A 26,322-nucleotide genomic window follows, 5' to 3' on the forward strand; every position below is an offset into this window, starting at 1 on the left:
GTCGCGCTCGTCACAGGTGCCACACGGGGCCTCGGGCGCTCGATCGCGGAAGCACTGGCATCCGACCACCACCTGCTCATCGGCGGACGAGAAGCAGTAGTTCGTGTATGCGAGCGTGGCTGTCTGTAGACGGCCGAAGGGCCCCGACGCTCGCGCGCGGGGCCCTTCGGCGATACTGGGATTAGTCCTCGCCGAGATACGCCTTCTTGACCCTGTCATCACCGAGCAGTTGCTTTCCGCTGCCCTCCAGGGTGATCGATCCCACCTCGAGCACGTAGGCGTGATCGGATAGCTCAAGCGCTGCGGCGGCATTCTGCTCGACCAACAGGATCGTGACACCCTCAGACTGCAGTTCGCTGATGGTGCTCATGATCCGCTGCATCATGAGCGGTGACAGGCCCATCGACGGCTCATCGAGCATGAGCAGTCGCGGCCGACTCATCATGGCTCGTCCGATGGCGAGCATCTGCTGCTCGCCACCCGAGAACGTGCCGGCCGGCTGCGAGCGCCGTTCCTTGAGGATGTCGAACAGGGCAAACACTCGCTCCAGATCGCCGGCGATCGCCTGGTGATCCTTGCGCGCGAAGGCGCCCAGCATGAGATTGTCCTCGACCGTCAATTTGGGGAAGATCCGGCGTCCCTCGGGGGAGTGCGCTAGGCCGAGCTGGACGATCTTGTGAGCCGGCATCTTGTCGATCCGCTGACCCTCGAACCAGACCTCGCCCGACTCGGGACGCAGCAGCCCAGAGATCGTGCGCAGCGTCGTGGTCTTGCCCGCACCGTTCGTACCGAGCAGGGACACCACCTGGTTGTGCTCGACGGAGAAGCTGATCCCCTTGACCGCCTTGACCTTGCCGTAGGCGACGACGAGGTCCTTGACCTCAAGCATCGGGTGCCTCCTTCGTCTTGGGTGACCCGATGTAGGCCTCGATCACCCGCGGGTCCGACTGGACCTCGGTTGCCGTGCCCTCGATGAGAGTCTTGCCTCGGACGAGGCAAAGCACGCGATCACACAGGTTGAAGATGAACTTCATGTCGTGCTCGATCACCACGATGGCCAAGCCGCTGTCCCTGATGCGGAAGACCAGCTCTTCTGCCTCGCGAGTCTCTTGCGGATTCATGCCGGCCGTCGGCTCGTCGAGCAACAGGAGCTTCGGGTCGGTGGCCAGAGCACGGGCGATCTCCAGGCGACGCTGATCCCCATAGGGGAGGTTGCGTGCTAGAGATGCCCCCTGGTGTCCGAGGCCCACGTACTCGAGGAGCTCGGCCGCCCGAGCGCGCGTCTCCTGCTCCTCGCGGCGGAACTTCGGCCCGTGGACGATCGAGGTCACAGGGCCCGACGTGGTCCGGCAATAGCGCCCAACCATCACGTTCTCCAGTGCCGTCATGTTGGGAAAGAGCCGAATGTTCTGGAACGTTCGCGCCATCCCCGCCACCACCACCTCGCGAGGCTTTGGGGGCAAAATCGCGCCGTTGAACTCGACGCGCCCCGTCGTGGGCTTATACATGCCGGTCAGGCAGTTGAAGAAGGTTGTCTTCCCCGCGCCGTTCGGACCGATGAGGCCGACGATTTCGCCGGCATGAACCGTCAGGTTCACGCCATCCACCGCCACCAGGCCACCGAACTTCATCGTGACCTCGCTGGCCTGCAGGATGACCTCCTTGGACACGTGATGCGTCGACTGAGGTGCCAGTGCCGTCATGCCTTCACCTCCACGAACTCGTAAGGCAGGTTGTCCTCGATCTCACCCACGAGCTCGTCGTCGTCCTCGTGGAACTCCAGCGCGCGACGCTGGTTGGGGATCATTCCCTCGGGACGGAAGCGCATCATGGCGACCATCAGAAGGCCGAAGATCAGCATGCGGTACTCGCTGATGAAGCGGAGCTTCTCCGGAACGAGCTTCAGCAAGATGGCGCCGAGTAGGACACCCATCACCGTGCCCATGCCACCCAATACGACCGCCGCCAGCAGGAACGCGCTCTCCAGGAAGACGTACTGGTCGGGCACGACTGAAACATCCACGTGAGCCTTCACCGCCCCCGCGAAGCCAGCCAGGAACGCCCCACCCGCAAAGGCGAGGAGCTTCAGACCGAACACGTTCACGCCCATCGCCTCGGCCGCACGCTCGTCCTCGCGGATGGCGACCCAGCCGCGGCCGATTCGGCTGTGGTTCAGGCGGGTGAACACCAAGATGATGAACCCCATGATCAGCAGCATCACGAAGAAGTAGTTCGAGAACCGCCCCAGCTCGATGCCCAGGATGTTGTGCGCCTCGCCGAAGTTGAACCCGAACAGGTCGAGGTTCGGGATGGCCGGAATGCCGGACGAGCCGTGCACCACGTTCGGGCCCGAGCTACCGTCCAGGTTGTTCATGGTGATGCGGAAGATCTCACCGAACGCCAACGTAACGATTGCCAGGTAGTCACCCGAGACGCGCAACGTGGGTGAGCCGATGATCAGGCCCAGGGTGGCGGAGATGCAGCCAGCGATGAGCATCACCACGATGAACGGAGGCTTCCAGCTGAAGAACGTCGCGAACGCAGACTCCGACAGCACCGCGGCCGTGAAGGCGCCAGCTCCGAGGAACGCGATGTAGCCCAGGTCCAGCAGGCCTGCGAGGCCGACGACGATGTTGAGCCCCACGGCGGTCGCGGCGAAGATCAGCACCTGCGTCGCGATCGACATGTTGGCGTCCGAACCGTTCTGGGTGAACGGGAAGAAGAACGCCACGGCGAACGCCGAGGCCACGAGCACGTTCCGGTGTCGGCGTCCCGCGAGCGAGACCCAGGCGCCGAAACCGGTCCGCAGCGCGGCCGTGGCGAGGACTCCAAGGTAGACGAGGACGGCGACGAAGGTGCCGCCATCGTCCTGGGCGAGCGCGTAGGCGGCCCCGAAAAGCAGCGCCGCCAGGAGCCCTGCGATGGTGACGATCTCGAGCCAGGTGTACTTGGGGACGCGGTCTAGGTTGGGCTCGCGTCCGGCGGTCAGCAGGCGAGATCCGAGGAACGCCAGGCCGGACGCCACGAGGGCGATCCAGCCGCCGTACTCGACGTTGACGGCTCCACCGAGTTCCAGGGCGATGGTGACGACGATCACTGCCACCAGGACGAGCGCGCCGGTGCCGAAGGCCTTGGCTCCTCGGATCCACCCGAAGCGCTTGCTGATGCGTCCGAGCAACCTCAGCACGCCTTGACGTGAGATGAGCCAGGGCTCGAGGAAGGTCATTCCAGCGCACAGCGCCATGAGGACGCCGAGGGAGGCCGCGAGCCACTGAATGGTCGACGGGCTACCCACGTAGGTCATGTCGTCGATGGCGTCTCGGCCATACGCCCACGGGAGGAAGGCGCTGGCCAGCAGCGCCACCCCACCAAGGATGGAGAGGATGCGGCCGAGCCCGTAGTAGCGCTGCTGCAGCGCGGGGGTGAAGACGGTGGGGATTCTCATGCCCGGTCCACCACCTTGGCGCCCATGATGCCCTGGGGACGGAACACCAACACGATGATCAGCAACACGAAGGCCCAGACGTCCTTCCAAGCAGCGCCGCCGAACTGGCCGGTGACCAGGCTGGTCGCTAGCGACTCGACGACCCCGAGGACCAGCCCGCCGACCACGGCACCGTTGATATTCCCGATGCCTCCCAGGACGGCAGCGGTGAACGCCTTGAGTCCGGCCAGGAAGCCCATCTTGAAGTCGATGTTGCCGTAGCGCAGGCCGTGGGCCACGCCAGCAATAGCAGCCAGGCCCGCGCCGACGGCGAAGGCGACGGTGATGATCTTGTCCACGTCAATGCCCATCAGACGCGCGGTATCGGCGTCCTGCGAGGTCGCGAGCATGGCGCGCCCGAGCTTGGTGCGGTTCACGAACCACCACAGGAACCCCCAGCAGATGATGAGGGCGGCCAGGGTGAAGAAGGTCGCACGCTGCACCACCGCGAAGCCTAGGTTGACGGCCGGGCCCGTGAAGAACTCGATCTGGGGGAAGGGGACCGCAGCCTTTGCGTCCGGGAAGCCGGGGATCATGCCGAAGAAGAGGCGGACGAACTCCTGCAGGAAGACCGAGATACCGATGGCCGTGATGAGAGGAGCCAGGCGCGGCGCGTGGCGCAGCGGACGGTACGCGAAACGCTCCATCAACACTGCTACTGCGATGCCCACGATCATGCCGCCGAGGATCATCAGGGGCAGCATCCACCACGAGAGGTTGTTGGTCGCCCGACCGAGCACGATCCAGGTGGACAGGGCTCCGAAAGCCCCCACCATGAAGATCTCGCCGTGGGCGAAGTTGATGAGTTGGACGATGCCGTACACGACGGTGTAGCCCACCGCGATCAACGCGTACAAGGCGCCGAGCGACAGGCCGTTGATGAGGGGATCGAGAATCACACTGGCTCCACATGTGGCGAGGGGGGGCCACCAAAGTGGCCCCCCCTCGGGCGGGTATGAACGGTTACTTCAGGTCGCCGGTCGACTTGGCGACCCACTTGCCACCCTGAACGGCGTAGACCGTCAGGGTCTTGGACACGGCGTCGCCGTACTGGTCGAAGGCGACCTTGCCGGTGGCGCCGTCGAACGACACCTTCGCCATCGCGTCCACCGTGGCCTTGCGGGCCGCGGCGCCGTCGGCGGCGCTCGGGAGCGACGTCTTCAAGGCGGCGATGATGGCGTTGGCAGCGTCGTAGCCGTAGGCGCCGTACGCGGAGTAGCCGTCCTTGAAGCCGCCAGCCTTGTAGGCGTCCAGGAAGCCCTTGCCGGAGGCGAGGGTCTCGATGGGGGCGCCAACGGAGGTGGCCATGTCGCCGTCCGACTTGGCGCCGGCGAGGGAGATGTACTTGTCGTCGTAGATGCCGTCGCCGCCCATGAGCGGAACGTTCAGGCCGGCGGCCTTCATCTGCGAGCTCATCGGGCCGGCGAGCTGGAACTCAGTGCCGAAGTAGACGAGCTGCGGGTTCTTGGCCTTCATGTTGGTGATGACGGCGGAGAAGTCCTTGTCGTCCTTGTTCACGGTCTCGTTCGCCACGAGCGTGCCTCCGAGCTTGGTGAACTCCTTGGCGAAGGCCTCGGCCAGGCCCTGGCCGTAGGGCTTCTTGTCGTTGACGACGGCGACGCTCTTGAACCCGAGCGTGTTGTACACGTACTGCGCAGCGAACGGACCCTGCACGGCGTCCGTGGTGCAGACGCGGAAGTAGTTCGGGTACGTGCGCTTCGGGTTCGCCGCATCGGCGCCCTGGGTCAGCGCCGGGTTGGTGTTGGCCGGCGAGACCATCGTGATGTTGGCGGTGTTCAGGATCGGCTGGACGGACTGCGCGACGCCCGAGTTCAGCGTGCCGACGACGGCGACGACGGCCTTGTCAGCGGAGACCTTGGTCGCGGCGTTCGCGCCGACGTCCGGGGTCGCCTGATCATCCTGGGCCTCCAGCTGGAGCGTCCAGCCGGGGATGGCGTTGGCCTTGTTGGCCTGCTGAATCGCCAGGTCGACCGAGTTCTTGATGCCGAGACCCATGACCGACAGGTCGCCGGTGAGCGGCGCGATGACGGCGATCTTGGCTACCTTGTTGGTCGTGGCCGCGGCACCGCTGTCGGTGCGGGAGCCGCACCCGGTCAGGGCTAGCGAGGCGATCACCAGGCTGGACAGGCCAGCGGCGACGAAACGATGGTTGGTCACTGTGTTTTCCTCCTTGAATGCGGCGGCCACCAAGGGCGCGGCCGACGCGCTGGAGGGAATCTAGGGGCAAAGCCCGTCTTTGGCGACTGTCTGACGTTCTCCGGACAACGTTGTGACTGGGAAGTTACACAAGTGAACGTCACGGAGCGGGGCTAGCGGCGTCGGCGTCCAACGATTTGGGGCCCCCCTGGCCCCTGGACTAGAGTGTCCGTTGCCGAAGACCGCAGGTGTCGTCGCAAGACGAGGAAAGCCCGCGCAGGCGTATCGTGAATACCGCCGAGCTTGCTCGATCGCGTGGCCCCGAACGTCCTGTGCGTTCAGGGCCTTTTTGTTTGCCCGCGGAGGTAGGCCTGACGAATAGAAGTGGAGGAGACCCATGGCGAAGCCGGACAAGGCAGCAGCGGTCGCGGAGATGACGGAGCAGTTCGCTTCCGCAAACGCCGCCGTGCTGACCGAGTACCGCGGTCTCACCGTCAAGAGCCTGAAGGAGTTCCGCAGGTCTCTCGGTGAGAACGCCACCTATGCCGTCACGAAGAACACGCTGACCAAGATCGCGGCCAAGCAGGCCGGGATCGACGGGCTTGATGACCAGCTCCACGGCCCGACGGCCATCGCGTTCATTCGCGGCGACGTCGCCACCGTGGCCAAGGGCATCCGTGACTTCGCGAAGGCGAATCCGCTTCTGGTCATCAAGGGCGGTGTCATGGACGGTCGCGTCCTCGATGCCGATGCGGTCAAGAAGTTGGCCGATCTCGAGAGCCGCGAGGTCCTGCTCGCCAAGCTCGCGGGTGCGATGAACGGCAATCTTGCCAAGGCCGTTGGCCTGTTCGCCGCACCGCTCAGCCAGGCCGCTCGCGTCCTGGCCGCCCTGGAAGCCCAGAAGCAGGCCGGGACGACCCCGGCAACCGATGCAGCGCCCGCTGCTGAGGCAGACGACGCGGCAGACGCTGCAGAGTAAGTAATTCGAAAGGAAGCCAACATGGCCAAGCTCACTAGTGCAGAGCTCCTTGAGGCGTTCAAGGAGATGACGCTGATCGAGCTCTCCGAGTTCGTGAAGCAGTTCGAGGAGACCTTCGGCGTCACCGCCGCGGCTCCCGTGGCTGTCGCCGCCGTCGGTGGCGCCGCCCCCGCCGCCGAAGCCGCCGAGGAGGAGGAGGTCTCGAACGAGGTCGACGTCATCCTCGACTCCGCCGGCGACAAGAAGATCCAGGTCATCAAGGAGGTGCGCGCTCTCACGAACCTGGGCCTCAAGGAGGCCAAGGACCTCGTCGAGGCTGCCCCCAAGGCCGTCCTGGAGAAGGTCACCCGCGAGGCTGCCGCCAAGGCCAAGGAGCAGCTCGAGGCTGCCGGCGCCGCCGTCACCATCAAGTGACCCCTGGCGTTCGCGCCAACAATCACCGCGAAGGCGGGCCCCCTGGGGCCCGCCTTCGCGTTTGTCTGCCGACTCGAATGTGGCCGCTGGGGAGAGCCGTGCAGTCACGAGCTGACCTGAGCATCCGTCGATCACCGGACGCCGTGGCGGCTCGCGCCCGGGGCGTCCCGGGATGGGGGCTCAAACCACACTCGATCCGTGGCGCGGGGATGGGGGCTCAACGTAGCGAGCGGACGCCAAAGCCGGACTGATCAGGCGGTGCAGATCGGGCCCGCAGGCGGCTTCCGGTCTCCGGTGCGTGCGAACGCGCACGTCCGAGGGTATGATCGCCACATTCCTTCCTCGGAATGACGCTGATCCGGCGACGTGGCCGTCCCAGCGAAGGCCCCTGGGCTTGTAGCGCACGATGTGCGCGTTTGCAAGACTCTCCTTGGGTGGTCTATGCTCTAGCTTTGCCCCTCTTGACGACCCGTGGCACTTGACACGGGCCGTTTCGCATGCAAAGAACCCCTTTGCCCGGGTCTTGAGGAAGGACACCGAACCTTGGCCGTCTCGCGCGTTGCGTCGAAGAACACCAATGTCGTCTCTACCAGTGGGCGCATCTCCTTCGCGAAGATCGCAGAACCCCTGGAAGTCCCCAATTTGCTCGACCTGCAAGTTGACTCGTTCGACTGGCTCATCGGCAACGACGTGTGGCGCGAACGCGTCGCGCAGGCTCAGGCCGAGGGACGGACGGACATCAATACCAAATCCGGTCTGGAGGAGATCTTCGAAGAGATCTCCCCGATCGAGGACCTGAGCCAGACGATGTCGCTGAGCTTCCGCGACCACCGGTTCGAGGATCCGAAGTACTCGGTGGAGGACTGCAAGGATCGCGACGTCACGTACGCCGCGCCGCTGTTCGTCACCGCGGAGTTCATGAACAACGACACCGGCGAGATCAAGAGCCAGACGGTGTTCATGGGCGACTTCCCGCTGATGACGTCGAAGGGCACCTTCGTGATCAACGGCACCGAGCGTGTCGTCGTGTCGCAGCTGGTGCGCTCGCCCGGCGTCTACTTCGAGCAGACCCCCGACAAGACGTCCGACAAGGACATCTTCACCTGCAAGATCATTCCGAGCCGCGGTGCGTGGCTGGAGTTCGAGGTCGACAAGCGCGACATGGTCGGCGTCCGCGTGGACCGCAAGCGCAAGCAGAACGTGACCGTGCTGCTCAAGGCCCTGGGCTGGACGACCGAGCAGATCCTGGAGGAGTTCGGCGACTACGAGTCGATCCGGCTGACCCTGGAGAAGGATCACACGACCGGCACCGACGACGCGCTGCTCGACCTGTACCGCAAGCTGCGTCCGGGCGAGCCGCCCACGCGCGAAGCGGCGCAGACCATGCTCGAGAACTACTACTTCAACCCGAAGCGGTACGACCTGGCCAAGGTCGGTCGGTACAAGATCAACAAGAAGCTCGGCCTCGACCAACCGTTTGATCAGCAGGTCCTCACGATGGAGGACATCGTCTCGGCGATCCGCTACATCGTCGCGCTGCACGAGGGCAAGCTCGAGTTGGGCGATCTCCCGGTCGAGACCGACGACATCGACCACTTCGGCAACCGTCGCCTCCGCACGGTCGGTGAGCTGATCCAGAACCAGCTCCGCATCGGTCTTGGACGCCTCGAGCGCACGGTCCGCGACCGCATGACCACCCAGGACATCGAGGCGATCACGCCGCAGACGCTGATCAACATCCGTCCGGTGGTGGCGGCGCTGAAGGAGTTCTTCGGCACGTCGCAGCTGAGCCAGTTCATGGACCAGAACAACCCGCTCGCCGGCCTGACCCACAAGCGTCGCCTGTCGGCGCTCGGCCCGGGCGGTCTCTCGCGTGACCGCGCCGGCATGGAGGTCCGCGACGTCCACACGTCCCACTACGGACGCATGTGCCCCATCGAGACCCCTGAAGGCCCCAACATCGGCCTGATCGGCTCGCTCGCGTCCTTCGCCCGGGTGAACGCGTTCGGCTTCATCGAGACGCCGTACCGCAAGGTTGAGAACGGCCACGTCACCGAGCAGATCGACTACCTGACCGCCGACGAGGAAGACCGCTTCGTCATCGCTCAGGCCAACGCGAAGCTGGACGACAAGGGTCGCTTCACCGAGGACAGCGTGCTGGTCCGTCGCAAGGACGGCGAGGCCGACGAGGTCCTGCCCGCGCAGGTTCAGTACATGGACGTCTCGCCGCGCCAGATGGTGTCGGTCGCGACGGCCCTGATCCCGTTCCTCGAGCACGACGACGCATCGCGTGCCCTGATGGGCGCCAACATGCAGCGCCAGGCGGTCCCGCTGATCCGCAACGAGGCTCCGCTGGTCGGCACCGGCATGGAGTACCGCGGTGCCGTGGACGCGGGCGAGGTCACGATCGCGGAGGCGTCCGGCGTTGTCACGTCCGTGTCGGCCGACCTGATCGACGTCATGAACGACGACGGCACGCTGCGCACCTACCGCCTGGAGAAGTTCGTCCGGTCCAACCAGACGACCTGCATCAACCAGCGTCCGCTGGTCGCCCCCGGCGACCGCGTCGAGGTCGGTCAGCCCCTGGCCGACGGCGCCTGCACCGATCGCGGCGAGCTCGCGCTCGGACGCAACCTGCTGGTGGCGTTCATGCCGTGGAACGGCCTCAACTACGAGGACGCGATCATCCTCTCCCAGCGGATCGTGCAGGAGGACATCCTCACCTCGATCCACATCGAGGAGCACGAGATCGACGCCCGCGACACCAAGCTGGGCGCCGAGGAGATCACCCGCGACATCCCGAACATCGGCGACGACATGCTCGCCGACCTCGACGAGCGCGGCATCGTCCGCATCGGCGCCGAGGTGGGCACGGGCGACATCCTGGTCGGCAAGGTCACGCCCAAGGGCGAGACCGAGCTCACGCCCGAGGAGCGCCTGCTCCGCGCGATCTTCGGCGAGAAGGCGCGCGAGGTGCGCGACACCTCGATGAAGGTGCCGCACGGCGAGTCCGGAACGGTCATCGGCGTCCGCGTCTTCGACCGCGAGGCCGGCGACGAGCTGCCCCCGGGCGTGAACCAGCTGGTCCGCGTCTACGTCGCTCAGAAGCGCAAGATCTCGGAGGGCGACAAGCTCGCCGGACGCCACGGCAACAAGGGCGTCATCTCCAAGATCCTGCCGATCGAGGACATGCCGTTCCTGGAGGACGGCACGCCCGTCGACATCGTGCTCAACCCGCTGGGTGTTCCGAGCCGCATGAACGTCGGCCAGGTGCTGGAGATGCACCTCGGCTGGATCGCGCACTCCGGCTGGGATGTCGGCGACTGCGACGAGCCGTGGGCCAAGCGCCTGCGCGAGCTCGGCCTCGGCCACGTCGGCCCGGACGCCCGCGTGGCGACCCCGGTGTTCGACGGCGCCAACGAGGACGAGATCTCCGGCCTGCTGCGCTACGGGCTGCCGCAGCGCGACGGCATGCGGCTGGTCGACACCGACGGCAAGGCGCAGCTGTTCGACGGCCGCTCCGGCGAGCCCTACCCGGACAAGGTGGGCGTCGGCTACGTCTACATGCTCAAGCTGCACCACCTGGTCGACGACAAGATCCACGCTCGCTCGACCGGTCCGTACTCGATGATCACGCAGCAGCCGCTGGGCGGTAAGGCCCAGTTCGGTGGCCAGCGGTTCGGCGAGATGGAGGTGTGGGCCATGGAGGCGTACGGCGCCGCCTGGGCCCTGCAGGAGCTGCTGACGATCAAGTCCGACGACGTTCCCGGCCGCGTGAAGGTCTACGAGGCCATCGTCAAGGGCGAGAACATCCCCGAGCCGGGCATCCCGGAGTCGTTCAAGGTTCTGGTCAAGGAGATGAAGTCTTTGTGCCTGAACGTGGAGGTGCTCAGCTCGGACGGCACGGTCGTCGAGCTGCGTGACTCCGAGGACGACTATCACCGTGCCGAGGAGTTCGGGATCGACCTGTCCCGCCGCCCCGGAGCCGACTCCTTCACCGCGATCGACGAAGTGTGACGAGCGTTCGGACGCCGTCGGCGCAACTCGCCACGGCGTCCGAACCGAATCCCCTACAGACCAACTGACGCTGACTGAGGTTCCCGCCGCAGGCGGGAGAAAGTGAAACAACTGTGCTGGACGTCAACTTCTACGACGAGCTCCGCATCGGTCTGGCGACCGCCGACCAGATCCGCGAGTGGTCGCACGGTGAAGTCAAGAAGCCCGAGACCATCAACTACCGCACGCTCAAGCCCGAGCGCGACGGCCTGTTCTGCGAGAAGATCTTCGGTCCGACCCGCGACTGGGAGTGCTACTGCGGCAAGTACAAGCGCGTGCGCTTCAAGGGCATCATCTGCGAGCGCTGCGGCGTCGAGGTGACCCGCTCCAACGTCCGTCGCGAGCGCATGGGCCACATTGAGCTGGCCGCCCCCGTGACCCACATCTGGTACTTCAAGGGCGTACCGAGCCGGCTGGGCTACCTGCTGGACATCGCGCCGAAGGACCTGGAGAAGGTCATCTACTTCGCGGCCTACATGATCACCGCCGTCGACGAGGAGGCGCGTCACCGCGACCTGCCGTCGCTGGAGGCCAAGGTCGAGGTCGAGCGCAAGCAGCTTGAGGCTCGCCGCGACTCCGACATCGAGGCTCGCCTGTCCAAGCTCGAAGAGGACCTGGCCCAGCTCGAGTCCGAGGGTGCGAAGGCCGACCTCAAGAAGAAGGTCCGCGACCTCGGCGAGCGCGACGCCAAGCTGCTCCGCGACCGCGCGCAGCGTGACCTGGATCGCCTGGACGCCGTGTGGGCCCGCTTCAAGGGGCTCAAGGTTCAGGACCTCGAGGGCGATGAGATTCTCTACCGCGAGATGAAGTCCCGCTTCGGCAAGTACTTCGCGGGCTTCATGGGCGCCGAGGCGATCAAGCGTCGCCTGCGCGACTTCGACCTGCAGGAGGAGTCGGAGCGTCTCCGCGAGACCATTCGCACCGGCAAGGGCCAGCGCAAGACGCGCGCGCTCAAGCGCCTCAAGGTGGTGTCTGCGTTCCTCAACACGACCAACACCCCGGCCGGCATGGTGCTGGACGCCGTCCCGGTCATCCCGCCGGACCTTCGTCCGATGGTGCAGCTGGACGGTGGCCGCTTCGCGACCTCCGATCTCAACGACCTATACCGCCGCGTCATCAACCGCAACAACCGCCTCAAGCGACTCCTTGACCTCGGCGCGCCCGAGATCATCGTCAACAACGAGAAGCGGATGCTGCAGGAGGCCGTCGACTCGCTGTTCGACAACGGACGCCGCGGGCGTCCGGTCACCGGCCCGGGGAACCGTCCGCTCAAGTCGATCTCCGACATGCTCAAGGGCAAGCAGGGACGCTTCCGCCAGAACCTGCTCGGCAAGCGCGTCGACTACTCGGGCCGTTCGGTCATCGTGGTCGGCCCGCAGCTCAAGCTGCACCAGTGCGGCCTGCCGAAGACGATGGCGCTCGAGCTGTTCAAGCCGTTCGTCATGAAGCGTCTGGACGACCTGAACCTGGCCCAGAACATCAAGTCGGCCAAGCGCATGGTGGAGCGCCATCGTCCGGTGGTGTGGGACGTCCTCGAAGAGGTCATCGCCGAGCACCCCGTGCTGCTGAACCGTGCACCCACCCTGCACCGACTCGGCATTCAGGCGTTCGAGCCGCAGCTGATCGAGGGCAAGGCCATCCAGCTGCACCCGCTCGTCTGCACCGCCTTCAACGCCGACTTCGACGGCGACCAGATGGCCGTGCACCTGCCGCTGTCCGCGGAGGCGCAGGCCGAGGCACGCATCCTGATGCTGTCGACCAACAACATCCTGAAGCCCGCTGACGGACGTCCGGTGACGCTGCCCACGCAGGACATGATCATCGGCCACTACTTCCTGACGCTGATGGCCGACGGGGGCAAGGGCGAGGGTCGTCACTTCGCGTCCAAGGACGAGGCCCACATGGCCTACGACAACGGCGACATCGAGATCGGCTCGAAGGTCACCATCCGGCTGCGCAACGCGCCGCCGGCCGGTGTTCCGGTCCGCGAGGACGGCACGTTCGTGCTCGAGACCACGCTCGGACGCGCCCTGTTCAACGACGCGCTGCCGGCCGACTTCGGGTACGTCAACGCCGAGGTGGGCAAGAAGAAGCTCGGCGCGATCGTGAACGAGCTGGCCGAGAAGTACCCCAAGGTCGTCGTGGCGCGTGCGCTCGACCGCCTGAAGGACATCGGCTTCAAGTGGGCCACGCAGTCGGGCGTGACGGTGTCGATCGGCGACGTGCAGACTCCGCCCAACAAGCCGGAGATCCTGGCGGCCTACGACGCCCGTGCGGCGAAGATCACGCGCCAGTTCGAGCGCGGCAAGGTCACCGAGGAGGAGCGCCAGCAGGAGCTCGTCCAGCTGTGGACCGACGCCACCAACGAGCTGACCGCGGCGATGGAGGCGAACTTCACGAAGGACAACCCCATCTTCATGATGGTCCACTCCGGTGCTCGTGGAAACATGACGCAGATGCGCCAGATCGCCGCCATGCGAGGCCTGGTGGCCAACCCCAAGGGCGAGATCATCGCGCGTCCGATCAAGTCGAACTTCCGCGAGGGCCTGTCGGTTCTGGAGTACTTCATCTCCACCCACGGTGGCCGTAAGGGCCAGGCCGACACCGCTCTGCGGACCGCCGACTCGGGTTACCTGACCCGTCGACTCGTCGACGTCAGCCAGGACGTGATCATCCGCGAGGAGGACTGCGGCACCGAGCGCGGCCTGACCAAGAGCATCGTGGCCATGCGTGACGGCAAGGCGATCCCGGCGCACAACGTCGAGACCGCCGTGTACGCCCGCACGCTGGCGTCCGCCGTATCGGACGCCAAGGGCAACGTGCTGGCCGAGGCTGGGGTCGACCTCGGCGACGCGCTGATCAAGCAGTTCGTGGCCGCGGGCGTCACCGAGGTCAAGGTCCGCTCGGTCCTGACGTGTGAGGCCGCGACCGGCACCTGCGCGATGTGCTACGGCCGCTCGCTGGCGTCCGGCAAGCTCGTCGACGTCGGCGAGGCGGTCGGTATCGTCGCTGCGCAGTCCATCGGCGAGCCGGGCACCCAGCTGACGATGCGTACCTTCCACACCGGTGGTGTGGCCGGCGACGACATCACTCAGGGTCTGCCCCGCGTGGTCGAGCTCTTCGAGGCCCGGACGCCCAAGGGCAAGGCCCCGATCGCCGAGGCCGCCGGACGCGTCAAGATCGAAGAGGGCGAGCGTCAGCGCAAGCTGGTGATCGTCCGCGACGACGGCGAAGAGGATCTGGAGTACCCGCTGCCGCGCCGCGTGCGCTTGGAGTGGGACGACGCCAACCTCGTCCACCACTCGATCAACGATGGTGATCACGTGGACGCCGGTCAGCAGCTCTACGCAGGCACGCTCGACCCGCAGGACATCCTGCGCGTCAACGGTCTGCGTAAGGTCCAGGAGCACCTGGTCGAAGAGGTGCAGGCCGTGTACCGGACGCAGGGCGCTCCGATCCACGACAAGCACATCGAGATCATCATTCGGCAGATGCTGCGCCGCGTGACCGTGATCGAGTCGGGCGACACCACGATCCTCCCGGGTGACCTGGTCGATCGCGCCCTGTTCGAGACCGAGAACCGTCGGGCGGTCACCGAGGGTCTCACGCCCGCTCAGGGTCGTCCGGTGCTCATGGGCATCACCAAGGCGTCGCTGGCGACCGAGTCGTGGCTCTCTGCGGCGTCCTTCCAGGAGACCACCAAGGTGCTTACCGACGCGGCGATCCACGCCAAGTCGGACTCCCTGGTCGGCCTCAAGGAGAACGTCATCTTGGGCAAGCTCATCCCGGCGGGTACCGGTCTCGACCGCTACCGCAACATCCGGGTCGAGCCGACCGCCGAGGCTCGCGCCGCGGCGTACGACCTGTCCTACGACCCGTACGACTACGACATCACGGGCACCTCGTCCGTGGCGCTGGACGAGTACGACCTGGGCGATCTTCGCTGATCGCAGTGCTGTTGTGTGAGGCCCCCGCTCGGCGAGCGGGGGCCTCGCTCGTCCTCGGGGCCGGCTGGGGTCGGCGTCGGCGCCGTTTTCGGGACGAATCCGACGAGCTTTGGACGCCGCGCCGCGCGATCGCCGCGTGTCGGCTGGCGCGCGTCCGATTCGACCCGACGGACGCCGACAACGCCGATTTCAGCCCTCAGGGGTCGAGGCGGTAGGGTGGCAGCGACGTTTCGGCTGGTAATGCCGCTCACCGACGATTTTGGTCGACCGAGGGGCTAGCACTAGTCTTATTCGTTGTGTTCGGGCAACCGAGCCACGTTTGCGCCGCACGCGTCCTTGGGATGCGCGGCGTCGACATCCAAGCGACGATCCGCTCAAGGTGAGGCCGCGTTCGCGCGCCGCCTAGACGCTCGCCGCACCAGCTAGACCTACGCCCCTCGGGGCGTCCGAGGAACCACGACGAAAGAGATACCAGCCGGTGCCTACTATTCAGCAGTTGGTCCGCAAGGGCCGCACTGACAAGGTCAGCAAGAGCAAGACGCCCGCGCTCAAGGGCTCGCCCCAGCGCCGCGGCGTGTGCACCCGCGTGTACACCACGACCCCGAAGAAGCCGAACTCGGCGCTGCGCAAGGTCGCGCGTGTTCGCCTCTCGTCCGGCGTCGAGGTCACGGCCTACATCCCGGGTGTCGGTCACAACCTGCAGGAGCACTCGATGGTGCTCGTCCGCGGCGGTCGTGTGAAGGACCTGCCCGGCGTCCGTTACAAGATCATCCGCGGCTCGCTCGACACCCAGGGCGTCAAGAACCGCAAGCAGGCTCGCAGCCGCTACGGCGCGAAGAAGGGTTAAGAGATATGCCTCGCAAGGGTCCCGCCCCGAAGCGCCCGATCGTTGTCGACCCGGTCTACGGGTCCCCGCTGGTGAGCCAGCTGGTCAGCAAGATCCTCCTCGACGGCAAGAAGACCGTCGCCCAGAGCATCGTCTACGGCGCGCTGGAGGGCACCCGGGCCAAGTCCGGTGTCGATCCCGTCCAGACGCTGAAGAAGGCGCTCGACAACATCCGTCCGGCCGTAGAGGTCAAGAGCCGCCGCGTCGGCGGTGCGACCTACCAGGTCCCCGTCGAGGTCAAGCCGGCCCGTGCGACGACGCTCGCGATGCGCTGGCTCGTCGGCTACTCCCGGCAGCGCCGCGAGAAGACCATGACCGAGCGCCTCATGAACGAGCTCCTGGACGCCAGCAATGGCCTGGGCGCCAGCGTCAAGAAGCGCGAAGACACCCACAAGATGGCCGAGGCCAACCGCGCCTTCGCCCACTACCGCTGGTGATCTAAGTCGGAGCTCTCCCTTGCGTGCAGGGGAGAGTTTCCGTCTGTTTACCCTGTCGGGGGCTCCCGTCCGTCGCGTCGCAGTATCGTCGCGGCCCGTTAGTCGAAGAAGAGACGAAGTTAGGTAGGAGAAGCCAAGCGTGGCTATCGACATCAAGACGGATCTGCACAAGGTCCGCAACATCGGCATCATGGCTCACATCGACGCCGGCAAGACCACCACGACCGAGCGCATCCTGTACTACACGGGGATCAACTACAAGATCGGCGAGGTGCACGAAGGCGCCGCGACGATGGACTGGATGGAGCAGGAGCAGGAGCGCGGCATCACCATCACGTCCGCCGCGACGACGTGCTACTGGCACGGCACCCAGATCAACATCATTGACACGCCCGGCCACGTCGACTTCACGGTCGAGGTCGAGCGCTCGCTACGCGTCCTCGACGGCGCGGTCGCCGTCTTCGACGGCGTCGCCGGTGTCGAGCCCCAGAGCCAGACCGTGTGGCGCCAGGCGACCCGCTACGGCGTCCCCCGCATCTGCTACGTCAACAAGCTCGACCGCACGGGCGCCTCCTTCGACTTCTGCGTGAAGACGATCCGCGAGCGCCTCAACGCGACCGCGGCTGTCATCCAGCTGCCCATCGGCTCGGAGTCGCGCTTCCAGGGCGTCGTCGACCTCGTCCAGATGCGCGCGCTGATGTGGCGCGGCGAGACGAAGATCGGTGAGGACTACACGGTCGAGGAGATCCCGGCCGACATGGTGGACGCCGCCGAGGCCGCCCGCGAGGAGCTCGTGCACTGCCTGGCCGACAACGACGACGAGTTCGGCGAGATCTGGATGGAGGCCGACGACTCGGGCGCCGAGATCAGCGTCGCCGACATCAAGGCCGCGATCCGTCGCGCCGTGCTCGCGAACAAGATCACCGCGGTCGTCTGTGGCACCTCGTTCAAGAACAAGGGCGTGCAGCCCATGCTGGACGCCGTCATCGACTACCTGCCGTCGCCGCTCGACATCCCGGCGACCGAAGGCTTCAAGCCGGGCAACGAGCAGATCGCCGAGGTCCGCGAGGCGTCCAACACGGAGCCGCTGTCGGCGCTGGCGTTCAAGATCGCTGCCGACCCGCACCTCGGACGCCTCACGTACGTGCGCGTCTACTCCGGCGTTCTGCAGTCGGGCACCCAGGTGCTCAACGCGACGAAGGGCCGCAAGGAGCGCATCGGCAAGATCTACCAGATGCACGCCAACAAGCGTGAAGAGATCGACGCGATCGGCGCCGGCATGATCTGCGCGGTGATGGGCCTGAAGGACACGACCACGGGCGAGACGCTCTGCGATCCGCAGAATCCGATCATCCTCGAGTCGATGGACTTCCCGAACCCGGTCATCGAACAGGCCATCGAGCCGAAGACGAAGTCCGACCAGGAGAAGCTGAGCACCGCGATCCAGCGTCTGGCCGAAGAGGACCCGACCTTCCGCGTCCACACCGACGAGGAGACCGGCCAGACGATCATCGCCGGCATGGGCGAGTTGCACCTGGAGATCCTGATCGACCGCATGAAGCGCGAGTTCAAGGTCGAGGCCAACATCGGCAAGCCGCAGGTGGCCTACCGCGAGACGCTGCGGCGTCCGGTGGAGAAGGTCGAATACACCCATAAGAAGCAGTCGGGTGGTTCGGGCCAGTACGCCAAGGTGATCATCGCGCTCGAGCCGCAGGAAGCCGGCAAGGGCTACGAGTTCGTCAACGCCGTCACCGGCGGACGCATCCCGCGCGAGTACATCCCGGCGGTCGACAAGGGCATCCAGGAGGCCATGGCCTTCGGTCCGCTGGCCGGCTACCCGGTCGAGGACATCAAGGCCACCCTGATCGACGGCGCCTACCACGACGTCGACTCGTCCGAACTGGCGTTCAAGATCGCCGGCTCGATGGTCTTCAAGGAGGCCGCCCGCAAGGCCGATCCGGCCCTGCTCGAGCCGATGATGCGCGTCGAGGTCACGACTCCCGAGGACTACCTCGGCACCGTGATCGGCGACATCAACAGCCGCCGCGGACACGTCCAGGGCATGGAGGAGCAGCACGGCAACCAGATCGTGCGCGCGCTCGTCCCGCTGTCGGAGATGTTCGGCTACGTCGGCGACCTGCGGTCCAAGACGTCCGGTCAGGCGTCCTACTCGATGGAGTTCGACTCCTACGGGGAGTGCCCGAAGACCGTCGCCGAGGAGATCATCGCCAAGGGACGCGGCGGCGCGTAGGCGTCCGCCCCGGCCCGGACTGCTCCGGTGCAGCGAGTTTGACTCTCTCCACCGGGGTACACGAAACTTGGTGGGTACGCCTTCGGGCGAACCGACCTTGAAGAGTCAAGTAACGAAGAATCCGCGCCACGCAGCCCGCGTGCGCAACACGAAAAAGGAGCCCCAGTGGCAAAGGCCAAGTTTGAGCGGACCAAGCCGCACTGCAACATCGGCACCATCGGGCACGTCGACCACGGCAAGACCACGCTCACGGCGGCGATTACGAAGGTGCTCCACGACAAGTACCCGGACCTCAACGCGGTCTCGGCCTTCGATCAGATCGACAAGGCCCCCGAGGAGCGTCAGCGCGGTATCACGATCTCGATCGCTCACGTCGAGTACCAGACCGAACAGCGCCACTACGCGCACGTCGACTGCCCCGGCCACGCCGACTACGTCAAGAACATGATCACGGGTGCCGCCCAGATGGACGGCGCGATCCTGGTCGTGGCCGCGACCGACGGCCCGATGGCCCAGACCCGCGAGCACATCCTGCTCGCTCGTCAGGTCGGCGTCCCGGCGATCGTCGTCGCCCTGAACAAGTGCGACATGATCCCCGAGGAGGACGCGGAGCTCATCGACCTCGTCGAGATGGAGCTGCGCGAACTGCTCACCGCTCAGGAGTTCGATGGCGACAACCTGCCGATCGTCCGCGTGGCCGCCTTCCCGGCGCTCAACGGCGATCCGGAGTGGTCGAACTCGATCATCGAGCTGATGGACGCCGTTGACGCGCACATCCCGCAGCCCGAGCGCGCCACCGACAAGCCCTTCCTCATGCCGATCGAGGACGTCTTCACGATCACCGGTCGTGGCACGGTCGTCACCGGTCGTATCGAGCGCGGCATCGTCAAGACCGGCGAGCAGGTCGAGATCATCGGCATCCGCGAGAAGAAGCAGACGACGACGGTCACCGGCGTCGAGATGTTCCGCAAGATCCTCGACGAGGGTCGCGCGGGCGAGAACTGCGGCATCCTGCTGCGCGGTACCAAGAAGGACGATGTCGAGCGCGGCATGGTCCTGTGCAAGCCCGGTTCGGTCACCCCGCACACCGACTTCGAGGCCAACGTCTACGTCCTCAACAAGGACGAGGGTGGCCGTCACAAGCCGTTCTTCTCGAACTACTCGCCTCAGTTCTACTTCCGCACGACGGACGTGACCGGCATCGTTCAACTGCCCGAGGGCACCGAGATGGTCATGCCGGGTGACAACACCCACATGACGGTCCACCTGAACAAGCCGATCGCCATGGAAGAGGCGCTGAAGTTCGCCATCCGCGAGGGCGGCCGCACCGTCGGCGCCGGCAACGTGACCAAGATCATCAAGTGACCTTGTCGCACTAGCATTCCGAATGGCCCCCACTTCTGGTGGGGGCCATTCGTCTTTGTCGAGGAGAACCATGACCATCCATGCCGGCAAGCCCTTTCCGGACGGGCCGCCTGATCCGGTCCGGCGGCTGCGCGGACGCCTCGTGTCGCCCGTGACGCTGTGGACCGCCGGCGATTCGGTGCGTCGCGCCGGGCTGACGGTCAGCTCGACCGAGGTGGTTCGCGGCGAGCCGGGGCGGCTGGTGGGCCTGGTCGATCCCCTCTCCGGCGTCCTGGACCTGGTCCGCGATCGTGGCACCTTCGTCGTCGGCGTCCTGTCTGTTGATGAACGCAATCTGTCGGACGCCTTTGGCGGGCTCGCCCCGGTGCCAGGTGGCCCGTTCACGCTGGCCGAGTGGGAGCAGACGCCGTGGGGCCCGCGGGCGGCGTCCGTCGGCACCTGGGCCGGCGTCCGGCTGGAGTCGATCTCGGAGATCGGGTGGTCCGCTCTGGTGGTCGGCACCATCGAGCATCTCGACGTCGATGATCGGACGCCGTTGGCTCACCTTCGCGGTCGGTACGGCCATTGGGAGCCCGGCCTAGAAGCCTGACGGGATCGTCCGCGCGACCTTCGGTATGGGCAGGACAGGTCTCGCCCAGGACCTTCGGCTGTCTCGGTGACGCTTGGCCGACCGGGCTGGGCTCATTGCAGCCTTGAGGCGGTTGGCGGAGACGTTGAGTTCCTGCTCCGCTTCCGTCTTGGTGACGTTTGGCCGACCGGGCTGGGCTCATTGCAGCCTTGACCCGGTTCGGAGTTGGGGAGTGCCTGCTTCGATGTGGTCATGGCGACGATGCCCCCTGGGGACACCCCCGGCTCATCGCAGCCCTTCCTCATCGGCAGTTACGGTGAGTCCATGGACCATCGTCGTCTTGGGGTCCACGGGCCCCTGGTCAGCTCCGTCGGGCTGGGTTGCAACAACTTCTCGCGTCCGGGCACGGCCACGGAGACGCTCGAGGAGTCGGTCGCGGTCATCCATGCCGCCCTGGACGCCGGGGTCACCTTCTTGGACGGCGCCGATATCTACGGTGGTGCGATCGGCCGGTCCGAGGAGTTCATCGGCGTCGCGCTAGCGGGGCGCCGCGACGAGGTGGTCCTGGCCACCAAGTTCGGTCACGCGGACTTCGATGCCTACCCCGGACTGGCCCTCGGCCCCAAGGGCGGGGAGCGGTACATCCGGTATGCCATCGAACAGTCGCTTCGGCGGTTGCGTACGGACCACATCGACCTCTATCAACTGCACACCCCCGACCCGCAGACCCCGATCGCCGAGACCCTGGGCGTCCTTGCCGACCTGGTGGACGAGGGCAAAGTGCGTTTCCTGGGCATCACCCAGTGCGACGCCGAGTTCGTGGCGGCGGCTGCCGATTGGGCCCGGGACACGGGGCGCCCGGGCTTCGTCTCGGCCCAGCACGAGTACTCATTGCTCGCGCGGTCTGCGGAGGCCCGCCTGCTGCCCGAGGTGGCCCGGCGAGGCTGGGGATTTCTCCCATTCTTCCCGCTGTTCAACGGGCTGCTGACGGGCAAGTACGCCGCAGACGGGGGCGGTCAGGGACGCCTTCGGTCCATCAAGACCGGGGTGCTGGAGGGGGTCGACTGGGCCCAGTTGGACGCCTTCCGCGCCCTTTGTGACGATGCCGGGCTGACGATGCTGGAGGCGTCCATCGGCTGGCTCCTAGCCCAGTGGACGGTTAGCTCGGTGATCGCCGGGGCGACGCGACCGGAGCAGGTTCGAGCCAACGCCCAGGCCACGACGCTGGACGCCGACCTGGCCGACCGCGTCGGTGCCCTGTTCGCTCAGCCCCGACGCTTCTGAGCCGCCGCGAACTCGTCGCGGAGGCCGACCGTGCGGTGGAAGACCAGCGGGGCGTCGGCGTCCGCTGCGAAGTAGCCGAGCCGCTCGAACTGGACGACTTCGCCCGGCTCTACCTCGGCCAGCTCCGCCTCGAGCTTGCAGCCGGTCAGCAGTGTTCGGCTGGCGGGGTTGAGGTCGTCGAGGGCCTCGCCGGTGCGCTCGCCCGGGGCGGCCGCCGTGAACAGGCGCTCGTAGAGCGCAACCGTGGCGTCCACGGCGTGCGGCGCAGACACCCAGTGCATCGTCGACTTCACCTTGCGGCCGTCGGGGGAGTCGCCGCCCCGCGTCGCCGGGTCGTAGGTGCAGTTCACTGCGACGATCGCGCCGGAGGCGTCCTTGACGACGTCGGTCGCGGTGACGAAGTAGGCGCCCCGCAGCCGGACCTCGCGCCCGGGCGAGAGCCGGAAGAACTTCGGCGGCGGGACCTCGGCGAAGTCGTCCTCCTCGATGTACAGCTCGCCGGAGAACGCCACCGACCGGACGCCGTTCGCCGGGTTCTCTGGGTTGTTGGCGACCTCGAAGTGCTCGACGAGGGGTGCGCCGGCGGCGTCCGTCGGCCAGTTCGTGATGACCAACTTCAACGGACGCAGGACCGCCATGCGGCGCTGAGCCGTCCGGTTGAGCTCGCGGCGGACGAACGACTCGAACTCCTCGATCGCCTTGACCGAGTTGTTGCGGGTCGTGCCGATGGCGGTGCAGAAGTCTCGGATGGCGGCCGGTGGGTAGCCGCGGCGACGCATGCCGCTCAGCGTGGGCATCCGGGGATCGTCCCAGCCGTCGACGACGCCGTCCTCTACCAGCTTCTTGAGGCGGCGCTTCGAGGTGATCGTGTGGGTCAGCTCGAGGCGCGCGAACTCGTACTGGCGGGGCGCCTCCGACGTCAGCGGCAGGTTCGCCAGGAACCAGTCGTACAGCGGACGATGGCTGTCGAACTCCAGCGTGCAGATGGAGTGGGTAACGCCCTCGATGGCGTCCGATTGGCCGTGCGCCCAGTCGTAGGTGGGGTAGAGGCACCACTCGTCGCCGGTGTTGTGGTGGTGCGCGTGCCGGATGCGGTACATCACCGGGTCGCGCAGCCACATGTTCTCGGCCTGCATGTCGATCTTGGCGCGCAGGCACTTGGTGCCGTCGCCGAACTCGCCCGCGCGCATCCGGCGCAGCAGGTCGAGGTTCTCGTCCGGCGTCCGGTCGCGGAACGGCGACTCGACGCCGGGCTTGCCGAAGCCGCCGCGCTGGGCCGAGATGGTCTCGCCGTCCTGGTCGTCGACGTACGCGAGCCCCTGGGTGACCAGGTATTCGGCCCAGTCGTAGAGCTGAGAGAAGTAGTCGGACGCGTGCACGACGACGCCCGGGGTGTAGCCCAGCCAGGCGATGTCGCCCTTGATCGAGTCGACGTACTCCGCTTCCTCGGTGTCGGGGTTCGTATCGTCCAGACGCAGGTTGCAGACGCCGTCGAAGTCCTCGGCGACTCCGAAGTCCTGGACGATCGCCTTGGCGTGACCGATGTGCAGGTAGCCGTTCGGCTCGGGTGGGAAGCGGGTCTGGACGCGTCCGCCGTAGCGTCCGGCTTCGACGTCGCGACGGACGATCTCGCGGATGAAGTCGTTACTGGTGGCGGCCTCGGTCATGGGTCAGAAGGCTACCGGGCTGAGGCTCTACCCCTCACCATCACCCCAAGTCGTACACCCTGAACAGCACCGCCGCCTCGACGCCGGCCGCCTGCCCCTGGCCGGCGAAGACGCCGCCGAGCAGGTCGGCGGGGCTGGGGTGCCAGGGCAGGTCATCCAGGTAGGCCTCGTGGCACGACAAGGACGCCACGGCCGCGGCCCTGGCCTCGGCGTCCACTTCGACGTAGTGGGTCGCCGGGCTGCCGCCCATCACCAGGACGCGTCGCGTGTGCCACTTCGGCAGGCCTTCGACCTCGCCCAGCTCGCGAAACACCCAGGTGTTGTCGGCGTCCCGGACGGCGTCCAGGGTGGCCAGTCCAGCCGCGCGGTGGTCTGCCTGCTCGAGTCCCCACGGCGCCTCGATGGCCGACGAACTCGCGACGACGGCGTCCGGCCTGAACCGCCGGATCTCGCGCGCGATGTCCCGGCGCAGGTCGAGCGAGTAGACGAGGTGCCCGTCCGGGTGGTCCAGGATCGTCAGATCCTGGACGCCGACCGTCGCGCAGGCGCGGCGTTGCTCCTCGGCGCGCAGCGGGCCGACCTGTTCGGGCGGACGCTGCATCCCGGCCTCGCCGGAGGTGAGCAGCAGGTACGCCACCTCGACGCCGTGGCGGGTCCACTGGGCGACGACCGCCGACGCGCCGTATTCCATGTCATCCGGATGCGCCACGACGCAGAGCACCCGCGCGATGTCGTCGGGCAGGGGCTGCAGGCTGGGCGGGACGGTCATCGGGTCTCCTTCCGGGAGGGGTCCACCGTAGGTCGCCGGTCGAGCAGGCGGAGGAGGGGCGGCGCTTCGTAGACTCGGCGGGTGGCCGATCCGCTCCGCATCCCTCCCGCCCCCGGCATCCCGGGTGGGCTGGTGCTGCACGCGTCCGAGTTTACCGAGCGGTTCAGTCACGCCGGCGGCCCCGGCGGGCAGGGGGTCAACACGGCCGACTCGCGCGTCCAGTTGAGCTGGGACGCCGCGGCGTCCGTCGCCCTCTCGGACGCCCAACGCGCGCGTCTTCTCACCAACCTCGCCGGACGCCTCGCCGAGGGCGTCCTCACCGTCGACGCGTCCGAGCATCGCTCGCAAAGACGCAATCGGGACGCAGCCCGCGACCGCCTGGTGGCCCTGGTCACCGAGGCGCTGGCGCCACCGCCGCGCCCGAGGCGTCCGACCCGACCGAGCGTCGGCGCGCGCGAGCGGCGACTGGAGGCCAAGCGGCGCCGCTCCGCGCTCAAGGAGACGAGGCGTCCGGGCTGGGACTGACGATCCATGAAACGACACCCAAGGCGTCGGGCCAGCCGTCGGACGCCGCTCGGTAGACTCGCCCCGCTATGACGAACCAGACTCCCGCGCGCCTGCGCGTCGCCCCGTCGCCCACCGGCGATCCCCACGTTGGCACCGCGTACATGTCGCTGTTCAACCGCGCCTACGCCACCAAGACGGGCGGGCAGTTCCTGCTGCGCATCGAGGACACCGACCGCGCCCGCTACGTGGCCGAGTCCGAGCAGCAGATCTTCGACACCCTGCACTGGCTGGGCCTCGACTGGGACGAGGGTCCGGACAAGGGTGGCCCCTACGCCCCCTACCGCCAGTCCGAGCGGCTCGACACCTATCGGCCGTTCGTGGAGCAGCTGATCGAGTCCGGCCACGCCTACTACTGCTGGTGCAGCTCCGACCGGCTGGCCGAGATGCGCCGCGAGCAGGAGGCGTCCAAGCAGGCCGTGACCGGCTACGACCGCCTGTGCTACGGCAAGACCCGCGACGAGCGGGCGGCGCTGCCGGGCTTCTCGGAGACCCCGGTCGTCCGGATGCTCGTCCCGGCCGATCTCGACACCACGTTCACCGACCTGATCCGCGGCGACATCACCCCGCCGCATCCCGACGACCAGGTGATCCTCAAGGCAGACGGCTTCCCGACCTATCACCTGGCGGTCGTGGTTGACGATCACCTGATGGGCATCACGCACGTGGTCCGCGGGGAGGAGTGGATCTCCTCGACGCCCAAGCACCAGTTGCTCTACCGCTGGCTCGGCTGGGACGCGCCCCGCTTCGCTCATATGCCGCTGCTGCGCAACACAGACAAGTCGAAGATCTCCAAGCGGAAGAACCCCGCGGCTCGCCTGCTGTGGTTCCGCGAGCAGGGCTACCTGCCCGAGGCGCTGCGGAACTTCCTGCAGCTGCTGGGCTACCCGCCGGCGTCCGACGATGCCGAGGTGGCGACGTTCGACGAGTTCGTCGCCGCCTTCGACTGGGCCAAGGTCAACACGGTCGGGCCGATCTTCGACCTCGCCAAGCTGGACTGGCTGAACGGGCACTACATCCGCTCCCTGGCCCCCGAGGACCTCGCCGACCGCATCGTCGAGCATTTCGCCTTCACGGGGGAGTGGACGCCGACGGCGTCCGAGATCGAGACGCTGCGGCGCGCGGTACCGCTGATCCAGGAGCGGCTGGTGCTGCTCGGCGAGGCGCGCGAGAAGCTCCGCTTCCTGTTCGTCCCGGACGCCGACCTGGCCGTCGAGCCGGACGCCGTCGCCGCGCTGCCCGACAACGCCGCCGAGATCCTGGACGCCGCGGCCGCGGCCCTGGCCGGGGTCGCGTGGGACGCCGCGTCCATTCAGGACGCGTTGAAGGTGGCCCTGGTCGAAGGACTCGGCGTGAAGGCCAAGTTCGCGTTCGCACCGATCCGGGTGGCGATCACCGGCTCACGCGTGTCGCCGCCGTTGTTCGAGTCGATGGATCTGCTGGGACGCGAGTCCGCGCTGGCGCGCTTGGCGGCGCTGCGCGCTTCGCTGTAGG

The 26,322-nt window shown here is 66.9% G+C and carries 19 protein-coding genes; 12 read left to right on the plus strand and 7 right to left on the minus strand.

The features are described from left to right. Positions 1-181: 181 nt before the first annotated feature. From FN821_RS12785 to FN821_RS12805, 5 genes are all read right to left on the minus strand, one after another. Complete coding sequence (locus FN821_RS12785; RefSeq protein ID WP_131172997.1) at positions 182-889, minus strand: ABC transporter ATP-binding protein; 708 nt, start codon at positions 887-889, stop codon at positions 182-184. Beyond that, the gene (locus tag FN821_RS12790) at positions 882-1,703 is read right to left on the minus strand and encodes an ABC transporter ATP-binding protein (RefSeq protein WP_131172996.1); all 822 of its coding nucleotides are present in this window, start codon (positions 1,701-1,703) and stop codon (positions 882-884) included. The genes FN821_RS12785 and FN821_RS12790 overlap by 8 nt, the downstream gene beginning before the upstream one ends. Beyond that, on the minus strand, positions 1,700-3,445 hold the full coding sequence (locus tag FN821_RS12795; RefSeq protein ID WP_131172995.1) for a branched-chain amino acid ABC transporter permease: 1,746 nt from the start codon (positions 3,443-3,445) through the stop codon (positions 1,700-1,702). Before FN821_RS12795 ends, FN821_RS12790 begins: the two co-directional genes overlap by 4 nt. Beyond that, the gene (locus tag FN821_RS12800; protein ID WP_131172994.1) at positions 3,442-4,383 is read right to left on the minus strand and encodes a branched-chain amino acid ABC transporter permease; all 942 of its coding nucleotides are present in this window, start codon (positions 4,381-4,383) and stop codon (positions 3,442-3,444) included. Before FN821_RS12800 ends, FN821_RS12795 begins: the two co-directional genes overlap by 4 nt. 64 nt (positions 4,384-4,447) lie before the next feature. After that, on the minus strand, positions 4,448-5,662 hold the full coding sequence (locus tag FN821_RS12805) for a branched-chain amino acid ABC transporter substrate-binding protein (protein ID WP_131172993.1): 1,215 nt from the start codon (positions 5,660-5,662) through the stop codon (positions 4,448-4,450). Between the two features lie 376 nt (positions 5,663-6,038). Between FN821_RS12805 and rplJ the strand changes: the two genes are divergently transcribed. From rplJ to FN821_RS12855, 10 genes are all read left to right on the plus strand, one after another. Next, a complete protein-coding gene (gene rplJ / locus FN821_RS12810) occupies positions 6,039-6,620 on the plus strand; it encodes a 50S ribosomal protein L10 (RefSeq protein ID WP_131172992.1) in 582 nt (193 codons plus the stop codon). Positions 6,621-6,641: 21 nt separating this feature from the next. After that, entirely contained in the window at positions 6,642-7,034 is a 393-nt protein-coding gene (rplL, locus tag FN821_RS12815; RefSeq protein ID WP_131172991.1) for a 50S ribosomal protein L7/L12, read from the plus strand. A 543-nt stretch (positions 7,035-7,577) separates the two neighbouring features. Further along, positions 7,578-11,051 carry a DNA-directed RNA polymerase subunit beta gene (gene rpoB / locus FN821_RS12820; protein ID WP_131172990.1) on the plus strand — a complete coding sequence of 1,158 codons (3,474 nt, stop codon included), beginning with the start codon at positions 7,578-7,580 and terminating at the stop codon, positions 11,049-11,051. A 113-nt stretch (positions 11,052-11,164) separates the two neighbouring features. After that, positions 11,165-15,037 carry a DNA-directed RNA polymerase subunit beta' gene (locus FN821_RS12825; RefSeq protein WP_131172989.1) on the plus strand — a complete coding sequence of 1,291 codons (3,873 nt, stop codon included), beginning with the start codon at positions 11,165-11,167 and terminating at the stop codon, positions 15,035-15,037. 478 nt (positions 15,038-15,515) lie between these two features. After that, positions 15,516-15,884 (plus strand): 30S ribosomal protein S12, encoded by a 369-nt coding sequence (gene rpsL / locus FN821_RS12830; protein ID WP_131172988.1) that lies wholly within the window; start codon positions 15,516-15,518, stop codon positions 15,882-15,884. 5 nt (positions 15,885-15,889) lie between these two features. Beyond that, positions 15,890-16,360, plus strand: coding sequence for a 30S ribosomal protein S7 (rpsG, locus tag FN821_RS12835; protein ID WP_131172987.1), 471 nt, complete (start codon positions 15,890-15,892; stop codon positions 16,358-16,360). A gap of 190 nt (positions 16,361-16,550) precedes the next feature. Next, entirely contained in the window at positions 16,551-18,611 is a 2,061-nt protein-coding gene (gene fusA, locus FN821_RS12840) for an elongation factor G (protein WP_241660255.1), read from the plus strand. 165 nt (positions 18,612-18,776) lie between these two features. Next, positions 18,777-19,976, plus strand: coding sequence for an elongation factor Tu (gene tuf, locus FN821_RS12845; protein WP_131172985.1), 1,200 nt, complete (start codon positions 18,777-18,779; stop codon positions 19,974-19,976). A gap of 70 nt (positions 19,977-20,046) precedes the next feature. After that, the gene (locus tag FN821_RS12850; RefSeq protein WP_131172984.1) at positions 20,047-20,565 is read left to right on the plus strand and encodes a flavin reductase family protein; all 519 of its coding nucleotides are present in this window, start codon (positions 20,047-20,049) and stop codon (positions 20,563-20,565) included. Positions 20,566-20,868: 303 nt separating this feature from the next. Further along, positions 20,869-21,828 (plus strand): aldo/keto reductase, encoded by a 960-nt coding sequence (locus tag FN821_RS12855; protein ID WP_131172983.1) that lies wholly within the window; start codon positions 20,869-20,871, stop codon positions 21,826-21,828. Here FN821_RS12855 and FN821_RS12860 read toward each other — a convergent pair. Together FN821_RS12860 and FN821_RS12865 are read right to left on the minus strand one after the other, a co-directional pair. After that, complete coding sequence (locus tag FN821_RS12860) at positions 21,810-23,495, minus strand: glutamine--tRNA ligase/YqeY domain fusion protein (protein WP_131172982.1); 1,686 nt, start codon at positions 23,493-23,495, stop codon at positions 21,810-21,812. The genes FN821_RS12855 and FN821_RS12860 overlap by 19 nt on opposite strands. A gap of 40 nt (positions 23,496-23,535) precedes the next feature. Next, positions 23,536-24,264, minus strand: coding sequence for a PIG-L deacetylase family protein (locus FN821_RS12865; protein WP_131172981.1), 729 nt, complete (start codon positions 24,262-24,264; stop codon positions 23,536-23,538). Between the two features lie 81 nt (positions 24,265-24,345). On the opposite strand from FN821_RS12865, the gene arfB reads away from it, so the two are divergent. Next, positions 24,346-24,789: an alternative ribosome rescue aminoacyl-tRNA hydrolase ArfB gene (gene arfB / locus FN821_RS12870; protein WP_131172980.1), complete on the plus strand. Its 444-nt coding sequence runs from the start codon at positions 24,346-24,348 to the stop codon at positions 24,787-24,789. 68 nt (positions 24,790-24,857) lie between these two features. Next, positions 24,858-26,321: a glutamate--tRNA ligase gene (gene gltX, locus FN821_RS12875; protein ID WP_131172979.1), complete on the plus strand. Its 1,464-nt coding sequence runs from the start codon at positions 24,858-24,860 to the stop codon at positions 26,319-26,321. The last annotated feature ends 1 nt before the right edge of the window (position 26,322 follow it).

The organism is Propioniciclava tarda, assembly GCF_900182665.1.
Lineage (GTDB): Bacteria > Actinomycetota > Actinomycetes > Propionibacteriales > Propionibacteriaceae > Propioniciclava > Propioniciclava tarda.